Raw genomic sequence first — 18146 nt, forward strand, 5'->3', positions numbered from 1 at the left:
GTCGGCGCAGGCGTGGGGGCGTCCGGTGGGGGGAGTCGGGTCGGCTGCCTCAGCCGGTGAAGCCGGCCGTGATCGAGGTGAACTGCCAGGTGCTCTGGCTGATGCCGGAGCAGTTGCTGACCACGCCGCCGCCCGGGCACGGGCGGTCACGGTTGACCGACCAGAACGCGAGCCGTGCGATGTGGTGGGAGTTCGCCCAGTCCCGGATGGAGGTCCAGGTCGCGGGCGAGGTGAGCTCCTGCTGGTCGGAGAGACCGTTCATGCCGGAGATGCCGATGTGGGCGTAGGCGGTGGCGTCGTCCCACCCGAAGGTGGACTTCAGCTTGGCCTTGAGGCCCTCCGTCGCGTTCACGGTGTTGCCGTACATGTCGGCTCCGCCACCGAAGTCGAACGGCATGATCGTGAACACGTCGATGCCGGCGTTCAGCGCCTTGGCCTGCTCGATGAGCCGGTTGCCCCAGTAGGTCGGGCCGGTGGTGGAGGTGCCGAAGGTCAGGACGGTCCGCAGGCCGGGGTTGTTCGCCTTGACGATCTTCAGGGCGTTCAGGATCCGGTCCTGCACGGTCGCGTTCTCGAACTCGTCGGTGTTCTCGATGTCGACGTCGATCGCCTTCAGCCCGTAGGCGTCGATCACCTTCTGGTACGCCCCCGCCAGCGCCTCCGCGGTCGAGCAGTTCGGACCGAGCTTGTTGCCGCTCCAGCCGCCGATCGACGGCACGACGTCGCCGCCCGCGGCACGGATGGAGTTGATGACGCTCTGGTCGTTGCCGCCGGTCAGCGGCCTGCTGCCGTCCCAGGCCGGGGTGCAGCCGCCGGAGGACAGGATGAACGCCATCGTGAACCACTTGATGCCGGTGGCGCTCATGACCGAGGTCGCGCTCGGCGGATCGCCCCAGCCGAGGTAGAGATAGGGCGCGGCCTGCTTGAAGCCGCCGCCCCCGCCGCCCGGATCGGTGGTGACGCTCACCGCGCCGGAGGCCCCGGAGGAGTTCCCGGCCGCGTCCCGCGCCCGCACGGTGAACGTGTAGGCGGTGCTCGGGGACAGCCCGCTGACCGTGGCGCTCGTACCGGAGACGCTGAGCACCTGGTTGGAGCCGCTGAAGACGTCGTAGGCCGTGACCCCGACGTTGTCCGTCGAGGCGTTCCACGCCAGCGACACGCTCGACGAGGTCTTCCCGGTGGACCGCAGACCCGCGGGCACGGTCGGTGCCTGCGTGTCCGAACCTCCGCCCGGGCCGTCGAGGCTGATGTCGTCGGCGTGGTAGGTGCCTTGTGCGTACCACCCGTGGGTGTAGACGGTCGCGCTGGTCTGCGAGGCGCCGGTCGTGAACGACACGCTGAGCCGGCTGTACGCCGACGGGGACGAGGTCCAGGTGGAGGAGGCGCCGTCCACACCGAGGTACACATAGCTGCCGCGCACCCAACCGCTCAGCGTGTACGCGGTGTTGGGCCGTACGGCGACGGTCTGGCTGCACTTGGCGATGTCGCTGGAACTCACCGCGCCCGCGAGGGACTTGGAGCCTTCGTGCACGGGGGAGGAGACGACCGAGCCGAGGTTGCTGGTGCAGGTCCAGGGGGAGAGGGCGCCGGTCTCGAAGCCGGGGTTGGCGAGAACGTTGGCCGCCTGGGCGGTGCCGGGGAGGGCGACGGCCCCGGCGAGCGCGAGGCCCGCCGTGGCGAGGAGGGCGAGGAGACGTCTGGAACGTCCGAGTGGGTTGCGCACGCGATCTCCCTGATGGATGTGGGGTGTTCGGGAGGGCACAGAGGTGCGGTGGTGCGCAGTCCAAGTTGGTATGGACCAATCCCGCTGTCAAGCGTGTGCGCGGGATTGGTCCATACCGGTGTTCGGCTAGGGCGTGTTGTGAAAGTGGCCTCGTCGCCCGGAGGGCGGCCGCGCGGCGTTCGGTGCGTGCTCTCGGCGTGCCGCCCGGAAGCCCTCGTAGTGGGCGTACTCGGGCTTTCGGGCGGTGCGGCGAGAGTGCGTGCCGGGCGTCGCGCGGCAGAGGCCACTTTCGCAACAGGCCCTAGAGCGGCAGCGCCTGCCCCGCGGGCTCGACGACGACGGTCCCGGCAGTGGCCGGCGCGGGCACCGCGGGCAGCGGTTCCGGGGCCTCGGCGCGCTGCTGGGGAAGCGACACCGGGCGCAGCTGGCGAAGCCCCGAGACCACCGTGTAGTCCTGCCCCAGGAACGGCGGGGTCATCTCCCCGGGGTCCTCGCCCAACGCCAACTGCACCGCGGCCCAGGGCGCGTTGACCCCGCACAGCGACAGCTGGTGCAGGCCGCCCGCGGGCCGCGTGTTGACGTCCATCAGCACCGGGGTGTCACCGAACATGCGGAACTGGATGTTGGACAGGTAGTGCAGCCCGAATCCCTCCGCGATCCGCCGCGCGGGCTCCAGCCACTGCTCGTGCAGCGTGAAGCCGCGGCGACGGCCGTTCTTGGTGCGGCCCACCGCCAGCCGGATCCGGTTGTCGGGGCCGGTCAGGCAGTCCACCGACACCTCCGGCTGCTCCAGGCGCGGCATGACCAGCCAGTCCACCGGCTCGTCGGACTGCGTCAGGGCGTCCACGACCAGGTCCAGCGGCACATGGGGACCGGGGAACCCGTTGAGGTGCGTGAGCGAGAAGGGGGCGCGCGTGATCACCCGGAAGCCCACCCCGCCGGCGCCGGACGCCGGCTTGAAGCACGCCTTGTGGCCGCCCGCCTCCAACTCCTCGACCGCGACGACGAGTTCCTCCGCGGTGCGCACCCGGTACCACGGCGGTACGGGCACCCCGATCGCCTGCACGGCCTCGTAGGCGATCACCTTGTCGTGGAAGACGGCCACCGCCTCAGGCGGCGGCGCCAGCAGCGCCGTACCGGCCGCCTCGAACTCCGCGCGGTGCGCCACGACCGCCGCCTGGTGCAGCCGGGGCACGAACACGTCGATGCCGCGGCGGACGCACTGGTCGAGGGCGTACTCGACGTAGGCGGCCGGGGACAGGCCCTCCGGCTCCAGGTCGGCGGTGTCGGCGGCGGCCAGCACGGGGGAGTCCGGGTCACCGTGCGTCGCATGGATCTCGACCGCCCGGTCACTGGGATTTCGGCGGAGCTGATCCATGAAGAACACGTTCTCCGCGTACGTGCGGTTGAGCCAGACGCGTACGCGAGAGATCATGCAAGCCGCCTTTCGGGGTCTGCGGGCACGGCGCAGCAGGCCGAGCCCGGCCAGGGTGTGTGGAGGGACACCAAGACGTCCTGCGCTGAGGCAGGTTCAAGGCGTTGGTGTTGGGGCGATCATACGGCTTCCCGAGCCCCCGAATGCAACGCGCGCGTTACGGATTTGTCGATCATGAACCCTCTGCGGCGCCCGGCCGAGAGGCGCGGGGCCCGCTTGTCCGCGCGCCGCGAATGTGCTCTGGTGGTCCCATTCGCGTGCACGGAGGAGGCCAGTGGTGACGTCGAGGGCCGGTGGTGCCGGACAGCTCCTGGCCATCAGCGATCTGCACGTCGGCTACCCGGAGAACCGCGCCCTCGTCGAGCGGATGCGCCCGGAGACGGACGAGGACTGGCTGCTGGTCGCCGGTGACGTCGCCGAGACCGTCTCCGCGATCCGCTGGACCCTGGAGACCCTCGCCGCCCGGTTCCGCAAGGTCGTCTGGGTCCCCGGCAACCATGAACTGTGGACCCACCCCAGCGACGAGGTCACCCTGCGCGGCGTCGAGCGCTACGAGCACCTGGTGGCGCTCTGCCGCGAACTCGGCGTCGTGACCCCCGAGGACCCCTACCCCGTCTGGGAGGGCCCCGGCGGCCCGGCCGTCGTCGCCCCGCTGTTCCTGCTGTACGACTACTCCTACCTGCCCGCCGGCTGCGCCACCAAGGACGAGGGACTGGCGTACGCGCACCGCACCGGCATCGTCTGCAACGACGAGCACCTGCTGCACCCCGACCCCTACCCGACCCGCGAGGCCTGGTGCCGGGCCCGGGTGGAGGCGACCGCGCGCAGGCTCGCCGAACTGCCCGAGGACCTGCCCCTCGTCCCCGTCAACCACTACCCCCTGCACCGGCACCCGACCGAGGTGCTCTGGCACCCCGAGTTCGCCATGTGGTGCGGCACGGAACTCACCGCGGACTGGCACCGCAGGTTCCGCGTCGCCACCATGGTCTACGGTCATCTGCACATCCCGCGGACCACCTGGCAGGACGGTGTCCGCTTCGAAGAGGTGTCGGTCGGATACCCCCGCGAGTGGCGCACCCGCTCCGACCCGCCGGGACGACTGCGCCGCATACTGCCCAGGGAGGTCGGGCCCCGTGATCGAGGAGCTGCTGCCGGACACGGTGGTGGCCGTGGAGACGTACGGTGACGAGGACGCCGCGCCGCTCTACCCCGAGGAGGCGGCGGTCGTGGCGCGGGCGGTGGACCGGCGCCGCCGCGAGTTCGCCGCGGTACGCACCTGCGCCCGCCGTGCCATGGACAAGCTCGGCGTCCCGCCGCAGCCCCTCGTCCCCGGCGTCGGCGGCGCCCCCCGCTGGCCCGCCGGTCTGACCGGCAGCATGACCCACTGCGACGGCTACCGCGCCGCCGCCCTGGTCCGCTCCGCCGACCTGGCCGCCCTCGGCATCGACGCCGAGCCCCACGAGCCGCTCCCCGAGGGAGTCCTCGCCGCCACCTCCGTGCCCGCCGAGGTGGAGCGGCTGCGCCGGCTGACCGAGCAGCAGCCCCGGATCCACTGGGACCGGCTGCTGTTCAGCGCCAAGGAGTCCGTCTACAAGGCGTGGTACCCGCTCACCGGGAAGTGGCTGGACTTCACCGAGGCCGACATCGAGTTCCGAGTCGGCCCCGGTGACGGGTTCAGCGGCGGCCTGAGTGCCGAACTCCTCGTCCCCGGACCGATGGTGGGCGGCCGACGGCTCGGTCGCTTCGAGGGCCGCTGGACCGTACGGCGCGGGCTGATCGCGACGGCCGTCGTGGTGCCGCACCACTGACCCGGACGGTCACGGCTGCGGGAACCAGCCCTTCAACAGCCGGAAGAACTCCTCCTCGTTGCCCACGAGCCCCGCGTCGGCCAGCGCCTGCTCCGCCTCCGCGAGCACGGCGGGCGGCACCACGGGTGGTCGCCCCGGGTCGGGCGAACCGTCGAAGGCGGCGCGCACGGTGTGCAGAAGCCGCAGATAGGCCTGGACGGCGGCGCGCTCGCGGTCGGTCATCACGGCGGTGGGCATCGGTCGGCTCTCCCCAAGTCGGCTCAACGGTCGCGCACCCGTACAAGGGGTGCACCGTCCAGCTTGCCGCCCACCACTGACAATCAGGCGCGGCGGCGCCCCGGTTCGCCCGCTTAGCGGAGGTGAAACCTCACCGAAATCACCGCGGGAAAAGGCGCTCTACGCTGGGGTGAAGGGCTTTCGGTCGCCGCCCGGCGGCCAGGGAACGGGGAGGCACGCGTGGTCGACGTCCCGCACCGGCGCCCGGCGCGCACCGTAGGGCTGCGCCCGGTCGGCGACGGTGAACTCGCCGTGCGGTACCGGGTCGTGCACGGATACCGCCGTGCCTTCCGGATGGCCGGCGAGGGTCCGGCGCTGGTCCTCGTGCACGGCATCGGCGACTCCTCCGCCACCTGGGCCCGGCTCATCCCCGACCTCGCCCGCACCCACACCGTCATCGCCCCCGACCTGCTAGGCCACGGGGCCTCGGACAAACCGCGCGCCGACTACTCGGTGGCCGCGTACGCCAACGGGGTGCGCGATCTGCTGACCACGCTCGGCATCGAGTCGGCCACGCTCGTCGGGCACTCGCTGGGCGGAGGGGTGGCCATGCAGTTCGCCTACCAGTTCCCCGAGCGCACCGAACGGCTCATCCTGGTCAGCGCGGGCGGCGTGGGCCGGGAGGTGAACCCGGTGCTGCGCCTGGTGTCGCTGCCCGGCGCCCACCTGATGCTCTCGACCTTGCGGCTGCCCGGGATGCGGCTGCACGTGGGGCTCGCCGTACGGCTGATGAAGCTTCTCGGCACCGACCTCGGGCAGGACGCGCCCGAGCTGCTCCAGCTCGTGGACGCGCTGCCGGACGAGACCTCGCGCGACGCCTTCATCCGCACCCTGCGCGCGGTGGTCGACTGGCGCGGCCAGGTGGTGACCATGCTCGACCGTTGCTATCTGACCGAAGGCATGCCGACGATGCTGCTCTGGGGCGACCGCGACAGCGTGGTGCCGGTACGGCACGCGTTCGCGGCGCACGAGGCCATGCCGGGCAGCCGGCTGGAGATCTTCGAGGGAGCCGGGCACTTTCCCTTCCACGCCGATCCCGGGCGGTTCGCCTCACTGGTCGAGGAGTTCACGGCGGACACGGCTCCGGCGGACTGGAGCCGTGAGCACTGGCGCGACCTGCTGCGCGAGGGACGGCCGGGCCCGCCGCCCGGCCGCGTCACGAACAGCGACCTGCGCGAGGCGAGCGAACGCAGCGCGACGTGAGCGGTGGTTGTGCGAGGCGGGCGAGTGCGGCGCGACGTGAGCGGCGCTCGGGCGAGGCGGGCCAACGCGGTGCGACGTGGGCGGTGGTTGTGCGAGGCGGGTGAACTCGGCGCGACGTGAGCGGCGGTTGTGCGAGGCGGGCGAACTCGGCGAGAGGTGAACGGCGCTCGCGCGCGAGGCGAGCGAACTCGGCGCAACACGAACGGCGTTGCGTCACCGCTCAGTTCTGCGGACCGAGGTATCCCAGCGACGCCTCGATGCGGCCGGCGAGGCGGTCGCGCCGCACGGGGCCGCGCACCGGCGAACCGTCCAGCCAGGTGGTGCACCTGCTGGCCAGAAGGAGGCCGAAGCGCTCGGCCTCCTTCTCCTCGGCCTCGTCGAAGCGGGTGCGGGCGGCGACCTTCAGCACGGCGGCCCGCAGGTCGGCGTCGTCACTGAGCAGCCGGGCCGCCACGGCGGCGCCCTCGACGTGGTGGCTGCAGTGACCGGCCTGCATGTGCCACAGCTCGTGCCCGAGGATCACCAACTGGTGCCCGGGCGCGGTGCGTTCCTCGACGACCACGAGATCCTGGTCGGCCATGTCGAGCCACAGCCCGCTCGCCGTGCCGGGCGGGAAGGCGGCCGTGCGGAAGTGGACAGGGCGGCCGCGGCGGCGGCTCATCGTGCCGCACAGGGCGCTGTACAGGTCCGTGGGGCGGGCCGGCGCGACGAGGTTCAGCTCCGCCACCAGCTCGCCGCACAGGCGGCGCATGTCCCTACCGATGCCCACAGTTGTCCCCTCGGCTCACGACTCGGGCCGTTTGACGCTCTCCAGGAGCATGTCCAACCATTCGGCGACCTTGTCGCGGTGCTGGTCGGTGGGCAACTGCGCGGCCCGCCAGGCGATCCCGCGGACGCCGTGATCCTGTAGCAGCCGCTCCAGCGGGTCACCGGCCGCCGCGGTCGCCTCCTTCTCACGGTCGGCCAGCTTCTGCAGCAACTCCTGTTCGGTGCGCTGCAACGCGCCGGCGAGCGCCTCGGGATCCTCGGCCGTCAGGAAGCCGGCATGTACCCGGAAGAAGCGCTGGATGGCGTCGCAGTGCTCCATGGTGGGACGCCGGTCGCCGTTGATGAGGGCACCCGCCTGCTGCCGGGACATCCCGGCGCCGTCGGCGATCTCCTGCTGGGTGTACTTGCGGCCGTTGGGCTTGAGCCGGGTGCGGCGCAGCAGGTCCAGGCGTTGCAGGAAACGGGCCTGGACGTCGGGCTCGCCCGCGGGGCGGCCGCTCAGCAGCGCCTTGACCACGGGCTCGGGGACGCCGGAGGCCACGGACAGGCGGCCGGTGTGGAAGACCTCCGCGTGCGGCACGCCGAGCCGGTCGGCGAGTACGGTGACCCGGGCGACGACGGCCGACAGCGCGGCCGGCACCGCGGCGGCGGGACTCGCGAAGCCCTCCGTCACCGACAGATCTCCTACGTCTCTCACTGGCTTCTCACAAGCACATCGTCACAAGCGGTTGCCGTGAACTCCGGGGAGAGTAGCCCCTTGTTCGAACTCACGACCAGGTCTCGCCACAACTGTGGCCAATTTCAGCCGTCAACAGGCACGAAATGCCACGATAGTTGACACGCCTTGTGTGCGGGCAGCAGGATCAGGGCGCCGCGTGAAGGCCGCATAGGCAAGAGGGGTGACCTCCCGATGGCACAACAGGCAGGAGGGCAGCGGACGAAGCCGCGGCCCGCCCCCGACAGTCTTGAGGCCCGGGCGTATCTGGAGGACTACACCACCCTTCTGGAAGCGGTTCCCTTTCCCTCGGTCGTCCTCGACCACCGATGGGACGTCGTGTTGTCGAACACCGGTTTCGCGACACTTTTCCGCGAGGTGGGCCCGCATCCCACCGCCATGCCCGACGACAACTTCCTCCGGTTCGTCCTGTTCCATCCGGACGCGGGCCTGGTCCTCGGTGAGCACGAGTCCCGTTGGTGCCTGCCGATGCTCGCGCACTTCGCGGCGGCCGTGGAGCGCCACGGCCACGATCACGGGCTCCAGGCGATCCGCCGGGACATCGCCCAGGACCCCATCATGGAGGCCGCCTACCGGCACGGCCTGCCGCACTGGATCCGCGCGGTCGGCGAGCGGGCCTTCGCCCTCGACGGGGCGGTCCGTCCCGTCCTGCACCCCGACCCGCGCTGGGGCGCCACCGACTGCCGTGTGGTCGACGAGACACCGGCGACCTTGAAGGAGCTGGGCTACACCCGGCTGACCCTGGTGCTCCGCGAGACCCGCCGCACGTCGTCCAGGTCGCGTGCCGCCCGCCGTTCCGCCGCGCACCTCAGGGTGGTCGCCGCGGCCGAGTGAACGGCGGGTGCGTCGCACCCGGTCACTCCAGTTCCGGCCGCCCGCACGCCGTCGAGCGTGCGCGCCCTTGCCACATCGCTTCCCGCTGGTGCGCCCGGCGCCACTCTCGGGACGCACCATTCCCAGAAGGTGCGACATGTGACATGGTACTGGCGTGAGCGAGCGACCGACCTGCGACGTCGTGGTCGTCGGAGCCGGAATGGTGGGCGCGGCATGCGCCCTCTACGCGGCCCGGGCGGGTCTCGACGTGATCGTGGTGGACCGCGGCCCGGTGGCCGGCGGCACCACCGGAGCGGGCGAGGGAAACCTGCTGGTCTCCGACAAGGAACCCGGACCCGAGCTGGACCTCGCCCTGCTGTCGGCACGCCTGTGGTCGGACCTGGCCGAGGAGTTCGGGGAGGCCGTCGAGTACGAGTCCAAGGGCGGCGTGGTGGTCGCCTGGACGCCGGACGGGCTCGACGCCCTGGAGCGGTTCGCGCACGGACAGCGCGCCGCCGGGGTCGCCGCCGAGACCGTCGTGGGGGAGCGGTTGTACGACCTCGAACCGCACCTCGCCCCCGGCCTGCCCGGCGGTGTGCTGTATCCGCAGGACTGCCAGGTCATGCCCGCCCTGGCCGCCGCCCACCTCCTGCGGGCCGCAGGCGCCCGCCTGTTGACCGGCCGGCGTGTGACCGACGTCCTGCGCACACCCGCGGGCGCGGTGCGCGGCGTGCGCACCGACCGCGGCGACATCCACGCCCCGGCGGTCGTCAACGCGGCCGGCACCTGGGGCGCCGAACTGGCCGTACTCGCGGGAACACACCTCCCCGTCCTCCCGCGGCGCGGCTTCGTCCTGGTCACCGAGCCGCTGCCGCGCCGGGTGCGGCACAAGGTGTACGCCGCCGACTACGTGGCCGACGTGGCCAGCGACTCGGCCGCGCTCCAGACCTCAGCCGTGGTGGAAGGCACCGCGGCCGGGCCCGTGTTGATCGGCGCGAGCCGGGAACGGGTCGGCTTCGACCGGTCGTTCTCGCTGCCGGTGCTCCGGGTCCTGGCGGCCGGCGCGACGCGGCTGTTCCCGTTCCTCGCGGACGTCCGGGCCCTGCGCGCCTACGTCGGCTTCCGGCCGTACCTGCCCGACCACCTGCCCGCGATCGGCCCCGACCCCCGCGTCCCGGGCCTGCATCACGCGTGCGGCCACGAGGGGGCTGGCATCGGACTCGCCACCGGCACCGGGCACCTCATCGCCCAGGCGCTGTCCGGCAAGACACCCGAGCTGGACCTGGCGCCGTTCCGCCCCGACCGCTTCCCCGACCCCGGCCCCACCCCTGTGCCCGGGTGCGGCCCTGACGAGGAGTCCGTGTGAGATCCCCTCTCGACCTCGCCGACGCCCGTCCCGGCCCGGCGTTCACGGTCACCCTCGACGGCCGGGAGATCGAGGCCCTGCCCGGCCAGACCGTCGCCGCCGCGCTCTGGTCGGCCGGCGTCACCTCCTGGCGCGCCACCCGCGGCGAGGGCCGCCCGCGCGGGGTCTTCTGCGGCATCGGCGTCTGCTTCGACTGCCTGGTGACCGTCAACGACCGCCCGAACCAACGAGCTTGCCTCGCCCCCCTGCACGCCGGGGACGCCATCCGTACGCAGGAGGGGACGGGGCACGATGAGTGAGCGGCCCGGCCTCGCCGTCGTCGGCGCCGGCCCCGCGGGCCTCGCCGCCACGATCGCCGCCGCCTCCCGCGGCGTACGGGTGACGCTGCTCGACGCGGCCCCGGAAGCCGGCGGACAGTTCTACCGCCAGCCCGCCTCGGGCCTCGACGCCCGCCGCCCGCACGCCCTCCACCACCAGTGGCGCACCTGGAAGCGGCTCCGCGACGGACTGCGCGCCTACGTCGAGGCGGGCGCGGTACGGCACTTGACGGAGCATCACGTCTGGTTCGTGGAACGGCTGGACGGCGGCTTCGTCGTGCACGCGCTGTGCGGCGCCGGGGAGGAACCCGTCGAGGTGTGCGCCGACGCCGTCCTCCTCGCCACCGGAGGCTACGAGAAGGTGCTGCCCTTCCCCGGCTGGACCCTCCCCGGGGTCGTCACCGCGGGCGGTGCCCAGGCCATGCTCAAGGGGTCCCTCGCGGTGTCCGGACGCACCGCCGTCGTCGCCGGTACCGGCCCCCTGCTGCTCCCCGTCGCGACCGGCCTCGCCGCGGCCGGGGTACGGGTCGCCGCACTGGTCGAGTCCGCCGACCCGAAGACCTGCGCACGGTACTCCCGCGCACTGGCCGCCCAGCCCGACAAAGTCGCCGAAGGGGCCTGGTACGCCGCCCAGTTGCTCCGGCACGGGGTGCGCACCCTCGCCCGGCACACCGTCGTGGAAGCGCACGGCGCCGAGCGCCTGGAGGCGGTGACCGTCGCCGCCCTCGACGCCGACGGACGGGTCAGGGCCGGCACACACCGCCGCATCGCCTGCGACACGCTGGCCGTCGGCCACGGCATGCTCCCGCACACCGACCTGGCCGAGGCGCTGGGCTGCAGCCTTGATGGCATGGCCGTCCATGTCGACGACGAGCAGCGCACCGGCGTGACCGGCGTCTGGGCCGCGGGCGAGGCCACCGGCATCGGCGGCGCGACGCTCTCCCTCGCCGAGGGGCACATCGCGGGACGGTCGATCGCGGCTCGCCTGCACGGCACCGCACCCGACCCGCGCGCGTGGGCCGCCGCCGCGAGGTCCCGTACCCGGCTGCGCGCCTTCTTCGCCGCACTCGACGCGATCTGCGCGCCGCCCGCCCACTGGACCGAGCAGATCACCGACGACACCGTCGTGTGCCGGTGCGAGGAGGTCGCCGCCGGGACGGTCCGCGAGGCGGTGCGCGCACTCGGCGCCGGTGACGTACGGACCGTGAAGCTGCTCACGCGGGCCGGGATGGGCTGGTGCCAGGGGCGGGTGTGCGCACCCGCGGTCGCGGGCCTCGCCGGGTGCGAACTCACCCCCTCCCGGCGGCCGTTCGCCCTTCCTGTGCCGCTCGGCGTCCTCGCCCGAGAACCGGAAACGCCCCCGAACGAGAGAGAGCCCTCATGACCGGCCACCGCCCCTGGCGCGGCGTCCTCGTCGCCACCGCCCTCCCGCTCAACGACGACCTGTCCGTCGACCACGACCGATACGCGGAGCATTGCGCCTGGCTGGTCGAGAACGGCTGCGACGGCGTCGTACCGAACGGGTCCCTCGGCGAGTACCAGGTCCTCACCCCCGAGGAGCGGGCCAGGGTCGTGGAGACGGCGGTGGGCGCCATCGGGGGCGGGCGCGTGATGCCCGGCGTGGCCGCCTACGGCTCCGCCGAGGCCCGCCGCTGGGCCGAGCAGGCCGGGGAGGCGGGCTGTGCCTCCGTGATGCTGCTGCCGCCCAACGCCTACCGTGCCGACGAACGGTCCGTGCTCGCCCACTACGCCGAGGTGGCGCGGGCCGGGCTCCCGGTCGTGGCGTACAACAACCCCGTCGACACCAAGGTCGACCTCGTCCCCGAACTGCTGGCCGAACTGCACGCCGAGGGGTACATCCACGCGGTCAAGGAGTTCTCCGGTGATGTCCGCCGCGCCTACCGGATCGCCGAACTCGCCCCGGAACTGGACCTGTTGATCGGCGCCGACGACGTCCTGCTGGAGCTGGCGATCGCCGGCGCCAAGGGCTGGGTGGCCGGTTACCCGAACGCGCTGCCCAGGGCGAGCGTGGAGCTCTACCGGGCGGCGGTCGCGGGCGACCTCGGCACGGCGAAGAAGCTGTACGAGCAGCTGCACCCGCTGCTGCGCTGGGACTCCCAGGTCGAGTTCGTGCAGGCCATCAAGCTGTCGATGGACCTCGTCGGCCGGTACGGCGGCCCCGTACGCCCGCCGCGCGTCCCGCTGCTGCCCGCGCAGGAGGCCGCGGTCCGGGCGGCCACCGAGCGGGCCGTCGCCGCCGGACTCGCCTGAGCGGCGCCCCTCCCCGTCCCGAGCCCCAGGAGCGTCATGCGCAGCAAACTCGTCCTGCACGCCGTCGACTCGCACACCGAGGGCATGCCCACGCGGGTGATCACCGGTGGTATCGGCACGATCCCCGGCGCGACCATGAACGAGCGGCGGCTGCACTTCCGCGAGCACCGCGACGACATCAAGCAGCTGCTGATGAACGAGCCGCGCGGGCACGCGGCGATGAGCGGCGCCGTCCTCCAGCCGCCCACCCGCCCGGACTGCGACTGGGGCGTCATCTACATCGAGGTCTCCGGCTATCTGCCGATGTGCGGCCACGGCACCATCGGGGTGGCCACCGTGCTGGTGGAGACCGGCATGGTCGAGGTCGTCGAACCGGTCACCACCATCCGGCTCGACACCCCGGCGGGTCTCGTGGTCGCCGAGGTCACCGTCGAGGACGGCGCCGCGAAGGAGGTCACCCTCAAGAACGTGCCGTCCTTCTCCGCGGGCCTCGACCGTGAGATCACACTCGCCGACGGGCGCACGGTGACATATGACCTGGCATACGGCGGCAACTTCTACGCCATCCTGCCGCTGGAGGAGTTCGGCCTGCCCTTCGACCGCTCCCGCAAGGACGACATCCTCCAGGCCGGTCTCTCCCTCATGGCGGCGATCAACGCGCAGGAGGAGCCCGTCCACCCCGAGGACCCGTCGATCCGCGGCTGTCACCACGTCCACCTCCTCGCACCCGGCGCCACCGCCCGCCACTCCCGGCACGCGATGGCCATCCACCCCGGCTGGTTCGACCGCTCACCCTGCGGCACCGGCACCAGCGCGCGCATGGCCCAGCTGCACGCGCGCGGCGAACTGCCCCTGCACACCGAGTTCGTGAACGAGTCCTTCATCGGCACCCGGTTCACCGGACGGCTGCTCGACACCACCGAGGTCGCCGGCATCCCCGCCGTCCTGCCCAGCTTCACCGGCCGGGCGTGGATCACCGGCACCGCCCAGTACCTGCTCGACCCGACCGACCCGTTCCCGGCGGGATTCGTCCTGTAGGGCGGGGCGGGGGACAGGAACGGGACCCGGCATCGCACGGTGTCCGGTCCCGGACACGCGGCCCGATAATGGGCCGATAGCGCGTGACATAGCACCCGTAGGAGAGCCCATGCCCGCCGCCCGCACCAGCTCGCCCGCCGCCGCCCCGGCCCTTCCCAGCCTCGGCGGCCAGAAGCGCAGCTACCGGGAGCGGGTCGCCGACGCCCTGCGGGCCGCGCTGATCGCCGGGGAACTGCTGCCCGGCGAGGTGTACTCCGCGCCGACGCTCGCCGCCCGCTTCGGCGTCTCGGCGACCCCGGTCCGCGAGGCCATGCTGGACCTGGCCAAGGAGGGGCTGGTCGACACCGTTCCCAACAAGGGCTTCCGGGTCACCGCGGTCTCCGAGAAGCAGCTCGACGAGTACACCCACATCCGTGCCCTGGTGGAGATCCCGACGGTGGTGGACCTGGCCAGGGCCGCCGGACCCGTCTCCCTGGAGGCGCTGCGCCCGGCGGCCCGGGAGATCGTGCAGGCGGCGGCCAACGGTGACCTCGTCGCCTATGTCGAGGCCGACACCCGCTTCCACCTCGGCCTGCTCGCCCTCGCCGGCAACGACCACCTCGTCGAGGTCGTCGGCGAGCTGCGCGGGCGCTCCCGCCTGTACGGCCTCACCGCCCTGCTGGAGTCGGGCCGCCTTCTGGCCTCCGCCGAGGAGCACCTGGAGCTCCTGGACGCGCTCATCGCCCGGGACGAGGACGCGGTCCGCGAGGTGATGACCCGTCACATCGGGCATGTGCGGGGTCTGTGGGCCGCCCGGTAGGCGGACCTCGACGCCGACCCCCGGGTGCGCCCCGCGGTCCGGTTCAACGGGGTGGAGGCGTATCGGCCTTGAGCACGTCCTGAGGTGTCCCGCGTTTCGCCGCCTGGATCTGCTCGTACACATGGGTCCGCAGTTCGGCGAAACGCGGCGCCACCCGCGTGTGCAACTGGTCGCGCTCGTCGGGGAGATCGACCTTGAGCTGTTCCTGGACGACGGTGGGGGAGGCCGACAGCACGATCACCCGTTGGCCGAGGTACACCGCCTCGTCGATGTCGTGGGTGACGAAGAGGATCGTGATGCCGCGCTCGCGCCACAGCCGCCGTACCAGGTCCTCGAGATCGGCGCGGGTCTGGGCGTCCACCGCCGCGAACGGCTCGTCCATGAGCAGCACGTCGGGCTCGTACGCGAGCGCCCGGGCGATCGCCACCCGCTGCTGCATACCGCCGGACAGCTGCCAGGGGTACGCCCCGGCCGCGTCCGATAGCCCCACCGACTCCAGCGCGTCGGCGACCAGCTCCCGGCGCCGCTGCCTGGACAGGTCCTTCTGCCTGAGGGGGAGTTCGACGTTCTCGCCGACGCGCTTCCAGGGGAACAGGCTGCGGCCGTACTCCTGGAACACGAAGGCCATCCCGGGCGGCGGACCGGTCACCTTCTTCCCCGCCAGCAGGACTTCGCCGCCCGTCGGCGTGAGCAGCCCGCCCACACACTTCAGCAGGGTGGTCTTGCCGCAGCCCGACGGGCCGACCAGACAGACGAGTTCGCCCGCCTCGACGGTGAAGGTGAGGTCGCGCACCGCCTCCACGCGGCGCCCGGACCCCTCGTAGACCTTGTTCAGGCCGCGTACGTCGAGCATGGACCGCCCTTTCGTGAGCGTCACGGGGACCGCCGGGTCTGGGCCCGCAGGCCGTGGTACCAGCCGAGCACGCGCCGCTCGACCAGCTGGAAGACGACGGAGAGCAGGAAGCCGAGCAGGCCGAGGACGAGGATGCCGGTCCACATGTCGGGGACGGCGAAGCTGCGTTGGAACTGCACGATGGTGAAGCCGAGTCCGTCGCTGGCGGCGAACATCTCGCTGATGACCATGAGGATGATGCCGATCGACAGGGCCTGACGCAGGCCGGCGAAGATCTGCGGGCTCGCCGAGCGCAGCACGACCTCCCGCAGCCGTGCGAGGCCCGTGATGCCGTACGAGCGGGCCGTCTCCGCCATCACCGAGTCCACCGCGCGCACGCCTTCGACGGTGTTGAGCAGGATCGGCCAGACGCAGCCGCTGGCGATCACCAGGATCTTCATGGTGTCGCCGATGCCGGCGAACAGCATGATGACCGGCACCAGCACCGGCGGCGGCACCGCCCGCAGGAACTCCAGGACCGGCTCGCACACCGCCCGCACCCGCCGGTAGGAGCCGATGACCGTGCCGAGCGCGACACCCGCGACCGCGGCGACGGCGTAACCGGCCGTGAGACGCAGCAGACTGGGCAAAACGTCGTTCCTGAGCCGCTCGCCCGTCCACACGTCCGGGAAGGTCTCGAGGATGGTCCGCAGGGGTGGCCAGAACACGTTCGTGCTGTCGGCGGAGGCGAACCACCAGGCCGCGGTCAGCAGCAGCGGCAGGGCGAGCACGAAGAAGACCCGCAGCAGGAGGCCCCTCACACCGCCACCTCCCCGCGCACCGACTGGTGCCACGCCAGGGCCCGCCGCTCCACGGTACGCGCGCCCACGTTGACGACCAGCCCCAGCACACCGGTCACCACGATCAGCGCGTACATCTCCGGCACCGCCTGGGAGTTCTGGGCGACCGCGATCCGAGCACCCAACCCCGGTGCGCCGATGACGAGTTCGGCGGTGACGGCGAGGATCAGCGCGACCGCGGCGGCCAGCCGGACGCCGGTCATGACGTACGGCAGCGCGGTCGGCCACAGCACGTGCCGCACCCGCGCCCAGGTGCCCAGACCGTATGACCGCGCGGTCTCCTCGGCGACCGGGTCGACGTCCTGGACGCCGTACAGGACCTGGATGAGCACCTGCCAGAACGACGCGTACACCACGAGCAGGAGCACCGACTTCAGCTCGCTGCCGTAGAGCAGCACCGCCAGTGGGATCAGCGCGACCGAGGGGATGGGGCGCAGGAACTCGATGGTGGAGGCCGTGACGTCGCGCAGGTGGGGCACGACCGCGATGAGGACGCCGAGCACGATCCCGGCGCAGGACGCGATCGCCAGGCCCAGCGCCCAGCCGGTGAGGGTGTCGCCGAGCGCGGTCCAGAAGGTGTCGTCGGAGAGTTCGGTGCCGAGGGCGTCGGCGATGCGGCTCGTGGGCGGGAAGTAGTCCTCCTCGACGAGGCCGAACCGTGGCACCGCCTCGCCCAGGGCGAGGAAGGTCGCGAGCCCCGCCGCGCCGAGCGCGAGGTTCAGTCCCCTCACGGCAGCAGCTTGTCCAGGTCGGGGGCGGTCTGGAAGAGGCCGTCGTCCTGGCCGAGCTTCTCCAGCGCGTCGAGCGAGGCGCGGTTGGGGTCGGCCGGCCAGGCGGGCAGGGTGACCTTCGCCAGGACCGCCGCCGGGATCTTGGTGTAGGTGGTGACGATCTGGCGGGCCTCGTCGGGGTGGGCGTCCGCGTAGGAGAGGGACTCGGCGAGGGCGTCCTTGAACTTCGTCACGAGGGCCGCGTTCTGCCGCTCGTACGAGGCGGAGGTGAAGTACATCGCCACCGTCAGGTTCGGGGCGACGTCCACCAGCGGCGAGGCGATCTCACGACCGCCCTGGCTCTTGACGGTGGCCAGCGCAGGCTCGACGACCATGGCCGCGTCGACGTCACCGCCGTCGAGGGCGGCCGGCATCTGGTCGAAGGCGAGTTCCACGAACTTCACCTCGTCCGGGTCGCCACCCGCCTTGCGCACCGACGCGCGCACCGCGGTCTCGTTGATGTTCTTGAGGGTGTTGATGGCGATCTTCTTGCCCTCGAGCTGGTCGGCCGTCTTGATCGGGCTGTCGCCCTTCACGGTGAGCGCCCCGAAGTCCTTGCCCTGGACGCCCGTCGAGGCGATGCCGTTGGAGACGACCTTCACCGGCACGTTGTTGGACTGGGCGATCATCAGTGACGTGGAGTTGGAGAACCCGAACTGATACTGCCCGCTGGCCACGGCGGGCACGATCGCCGCGCCGCCCTGCGCGAGCGAGATGTCCAGTTCCAGGCCCCGCTTCTTGAAGAAGCCCTTCTCCTGCCCCAGATAGAGCGGGGCGACGTCGACGATCGGGATGACGCCGACCTTCACGGTGGTGGTGCCGCCGGGCGACGACGCCTTGTCCGACCCCGAGTCGTCCCCCGACGAGCCACAGGCCGACACGGTGACCAGGAATGCTCCGGCCGCTAAGGCGGCGAGCACACGACGCATGGCTCCTCCTGCACAGACTTCGTGGTTCCGACAGGGTGTGCGCATAGCGCACAGTGGTGCACAGCGCGAAAGGTAGAGTCTTTGGCCGCCTGCGGTCAATGGCTTTTGCTGACAATATTGTTGACAGTTGTCACGATATGCGGACGGACCCGCGCGGCGGCCCGCCGCTTTCTGCTGACCCCGCGCACGATCGTTCTGCCGG

At 72.1% G+C, this 18146-nt stretch carries 19 protein-coding genes; 10 read left to right on the forward strand and 9 right to left on the reverse strand.

What is annotated here, in order from left to right; translation table 11 throughout:
• Positions 1 to 49 precede the first annotated feature (49 nt).
• The gene (locus tag ACH41F_RS10865) at positions 50 to 1723 is read right to left on the reverse strand and encodes a carbohydrate binding domain-containing protein (protein WP_398834392.1); all 1674 of its coding nucleotides are present in this window, start codon (positions 1721 to 1723) and stop codon (positions 50 to 52) included.
• 301 nt (positions 1724 to 2024) lie between these two features.
• Positions 2025 to 3158 (reverse strand): ATP-grasp domain-containing protein, encoded by a 1134-nt coding sequence (locus ACH41F_RS10870; protein ID WP_398834394.1) that lies wholly within the window; start codon positions 3156 to 3158, stop codon positions 2025 to 2027.
• A 277-nt stretch (positions 3159 to 3435) separates the two neighbouring features.
• Here ACH41F_RS10870 and ACH41F_RS10875 point away from each other — a divergent pair, with 277 nt between their 5' ends.
• Together ACH41F_RS10875 and ACH41F_RS10880 are read left to right on the forward strand one after the other, a co-directional pair.
• On the forward strand, positions 3436 to 4344 hold the full coding sequence (locus tag ACH41F_RS10875) for a metallophosphoesterase (protein ID WP_391235389.1): 909 nt from the start codon (positions 3436 to 3438) through the stop codon (positions 4342 to 4344).
• Positions 4292 to 4966: a 4'-phosphopantetheinyl transferase gene (locus ACH41F_RS10880; protein WP_398834396.1), complete on the forward strand. Its 675-nt coding sequence runs from the start codon at positions 4292 to 4294 to the stop codon at positions 4964 to 4966. The genes ACH41F_RS10875 and ACH41F_RS10880 overlap by 53 nt, the downstream gene beginning before the upstream one ends.
• A gap of 9 nt (positions 4967 to 4975) precedes the next feature.
• Here the strand turns inward: ACH41F_RS10880 and ACH41F_RS10885 are convergent, their stop codons facing one another.
• Positions 4976 to 5203: a hypothetical protein gene (locus ACH41F_RS10885; RefSeq protein WP_391235384.1), complete on the reverse strand. Its 228-nt coding sequence runs from the start codon at positions 5201 to 5203 to the stop codon at positions 4976 to 4978.
• A 219-nt stretch (positions 5204 to 5422) separates the two neighbouring features.
• Between ACH41F_RS10885 and ACH41F_RS10890 the strand changes: the two genes are divergently transcribed.
• Positions 5423 to 6445 (forward strand): alpha/beta fold hydrolase, encoded by a 1023-nt coding sequence (locus ACH41F_RS10890; protein WP_398834398.1) that lies wholly within the window; start codon positions 5423 to 5425, stop codon positions 6443 to 6445.
• Between the two features lie 220 nt (positions 6446 to 6665).
• Here ACH41F_RS10890 and ACH41F_RS10895 read toward each other — a convergent pair whose 3' ends face one another.
• A complete protein-coding gene (locus tag ACH41F_RS10895; protein ID WP_391235655.1) occupies positions 6666 to 7196 on the reverse strand; it encodes a toxin-antitoxin system, toxin component in 531 nt (176 codons plus the stop codon).
• Positions 7197 to 7229: 33 nt separating this feature from the next.
• Positions 7230 to 7886, reverse strand: a complete 657-nt coding sequence (locus ACH41F_RS10900) for a helix-turn-helix domain-containing protein (RefSeq protein WP_391235378.1) — start codon at positions 7884 to 7886, stop codon at positions 7230 to 7232.
• Between the two features lie 237 nt (positions 7887 to 8123).
• Between ACH41F_RS10900 and ACH41F_RS10905 the strand changes: the two genes are divergently transcribed.
• The 7 genes from ACH41F_RS10905 to ACH41F_RS10935 all read left to right on the forward strand — a co-directional run bounded on the left by ACH41F_RS10905 (position 8124) and on the right by ACH41F_RS10935 (position 14553).
• The gene (locus tag ACH41F_RS10905; protein ID WP_391235375.1) at positions 8124 to 8783 is read left to right on the forward strand and encodes a hypothetical protein; all 660 of its coding nucleotides are present in this window, start codon (positions 8124 to 8126) and stop codon (positions 8781 to 8783) included.
• A gap of 154 nt (positions 8784 to 8937) precedes the next feature.
• Positions 8938 to 10128, forward strand: coding sequence for an FAD-dependent oxidoreductase (locus ACH41F_RS10910; protein ID WP_391235372.1), 1191 nt, complete (start codon positions 8938 to 8940; stop codon positions 10126 to 10128).
• Positions 10125 to 10427 (forward strand): 2Fe-2S iron-sulfur cluster-binding protein, encoded by a 303-nt coding sequence (locus tag ACH41F_RS10915; protein ID WP_391235369.1) that lies wholly within the window; start codon positions 10125 to 10127, stop codon positions 10425 to 10427. Before ACH41F_RS10910 ends, ACH41F_RS10915 begins: the two co-directional genes overlap by 4 nt.
• Complete coding sequence (locus ACH41F_RS10920) at positions 10420 to 11829, forward strand: NAD(P)/FAD-dependent oxidoreductase (RefSeq protein ID WP_398834400.1); 1410 nt, start codon at positions 10420 to 10422, stop codon at positions 11827 to 11829. Before ACH41F_RS10915 ends, ACH41F_RS10920 begins: the two co-directional genes overlap by 8 nt.
• Positions 11826 to 12716, forward strand: a complete 891-nt coding sequence (locus ACH41F_RS10925) for a dihydrodipicolinate synthase family protein (RefSeq protein WP_391235363.1) — start codon at positions 11826 to 11828, stop codon at positions 12714 to 12716. The genes ACH41F_RS10920 and ACH41F_RS10925 overlap by 4 nt, the downstream gene beginning before the upstream one ends.
• 36 nt (positions 12717 to 12752) lie before the next feature.
• Positions 12753 to 13754, forward strand: coding sequence for a proline racemase family protein (locus tag ACH41F_RS10930; RefSeq protein ID WP_398834402.1), 1002 nt, complete (start codon positions 12753 to 12755; stop codon positions 13752 to 13754).
• A 109-nt stretch (positions 13755 to 13863) separates the two neighbouring features.
• On the forward strand, positions 13864 to 14553 hold the full coding sequence (locus tag ACH41F_RS10935; protein ID WP_391235356.1) for an FCD domain-containing protein: 690 nt from the start codon (positions 13864 to 13866) through the stop codon (positions 14551 to 14553).
• Between the two features lie 43 nt (positions 14554 to 14596).
• Here the strand turns inward: ACH41F_RS10935 and ACH41F_RS10940 are convergent, their stop codons facing one another.
• The 4 genes from ACH41F_RS10940 to ACH41F_RS10955 are packed head-to-tail and all read right to left on the reverse strand — an operon-like array spanning position 14597 to position 17944.
• On the reverse strand, positions 14597 to 15406 hold the full coding sequence (locus tag ACH41F_RS10940; RefSeq protein ID WP_398834404.1) for an ABC transporter ATP-binding protein: 810 nt from the start codon (positions 15404 to 15406) through the stop codon (positions 14597 to 14599).
• A 20-nt stretch (positions 15407 to 15426) separates the two neighbouring features.
• On the reverse strand, positions 15427 to 16206 hold the full coding sequence (locus tag ACH41F_RS10945; RefSeq protein ID WP_391235351.1) for an ABC transporter permease subunit: 780 nt from the start codon (positions 16204 to 16206) through the stop codon (positions 15427 to 15429).
• Positions 16203 to 16976, reverse strand: a complete 774-nt coding sequence (locus ACH41F_RS10950; protein ID WP_391235348.1) for an ABC transporter permease subunit — start codon at positions 16974 to 16976, stop codon at positions 16203 to 16205. The genes ACH41F_RS10945 and ACH41F_RS10950 overlap by 4 nt, the downstream gene beginning before the upstream one ends.
• Positions 16973 to 17944, reverse strand: a complete 972-nt coding sequence (locus ACH41F_RS10955) for an ABC transporter substrate-binding protein (RefSeq protein ID WP_391235345.1) — start codon at positions 17942 to 17944, stop codon at positions 16973 to 16975. Before ACH41F_RS10955 ends, ACH41F_RS10950 begins: the two co-directional genes overlap by 4 nt.
• Between the last annotated feature and the right edge of the window lie 202 nt (positions 17945 to 18146).

Source organism: Streptomyces sp. NPDC020489, from assembly GCF_044386545.1.
Classification (GTDB): Bacteria; Actinomycetota; Actinomycetes; order Streptomycetales; family Streptomycetaceae; genus Streptomyces.

Coding starts and splice junctions, on each gene's coding strand:
- ACH41F_RS10870 (WP_398834394.1), bottom strand. CDS start 3,158: ATGATCTCTCGCGTACGCGTCTGGCTCAACCGCACGTACGCGGAGAAC.
- ACH41F_RS10885 (WP_391235384.1), bottom strand. CDS start 5,203: ATGCCCACCGCCGTGATGACCGACCGCGAGCGCGCCGCCGTCCAGGCC.
- ACH41F_RS10895 (WP_391235655.1), bottom strand. CDS start 7,196: ATGCGCCGCCTGTGCGGCGAGCTGGTGGCGGAGCTGAACCTCGTCGCG.
- ACH41F_RS10905 (WP_391235375.1), top strand. CDS start 8,124: ATGGCACAACAGGCAGGAGGGCAGCGGACGAAGCCGCGGCCCGCCCCC.
- ACH41F_RS10920 (WP_398834400.1), top strand. CDS start 10,420: ATGAGTGAGCGGCCCGGCCTCGCCGTCGTCGGCGCCGGCCCCGCGGGC.
- ACH41F_RS10925 (WP_391235363.1), top strand. CDS start 11,826: ATGACCGGCCACCGCCCCTGGCGCGGCGTCCTCGTCGCCACCGCCCTC.
- ACH41F_RS10930 (WP_398834402.1), top strand. CDS start 12,753: ATGCGCAGCAAACTCGTCCTGCACGCCGTCGACTCGCACACCGAGGGC.
- ACH41F_RS10935 (WP_391235356.1), top strand. CDS start 13,864: ATGCCCGCCGCCCGCACCAGCTCGCCCGCCGCCGCCCCGGCCCTTCCC.
- ACH41F_RS10940 (WP_398834404.1), bottom strand. CDS start 15,406: ATGCTCGACGTACGCGGCCTGAACAAGGTCTACGAGGGGTCCGGGCGC.
- ACH41F_RS10955 (WP_391235345.1), bottom strand. CDS start 17,944: ATGCGTCGTGTGCTCGCCGCCTTAGCGGCCGGAGCATTCCTGGTCACC.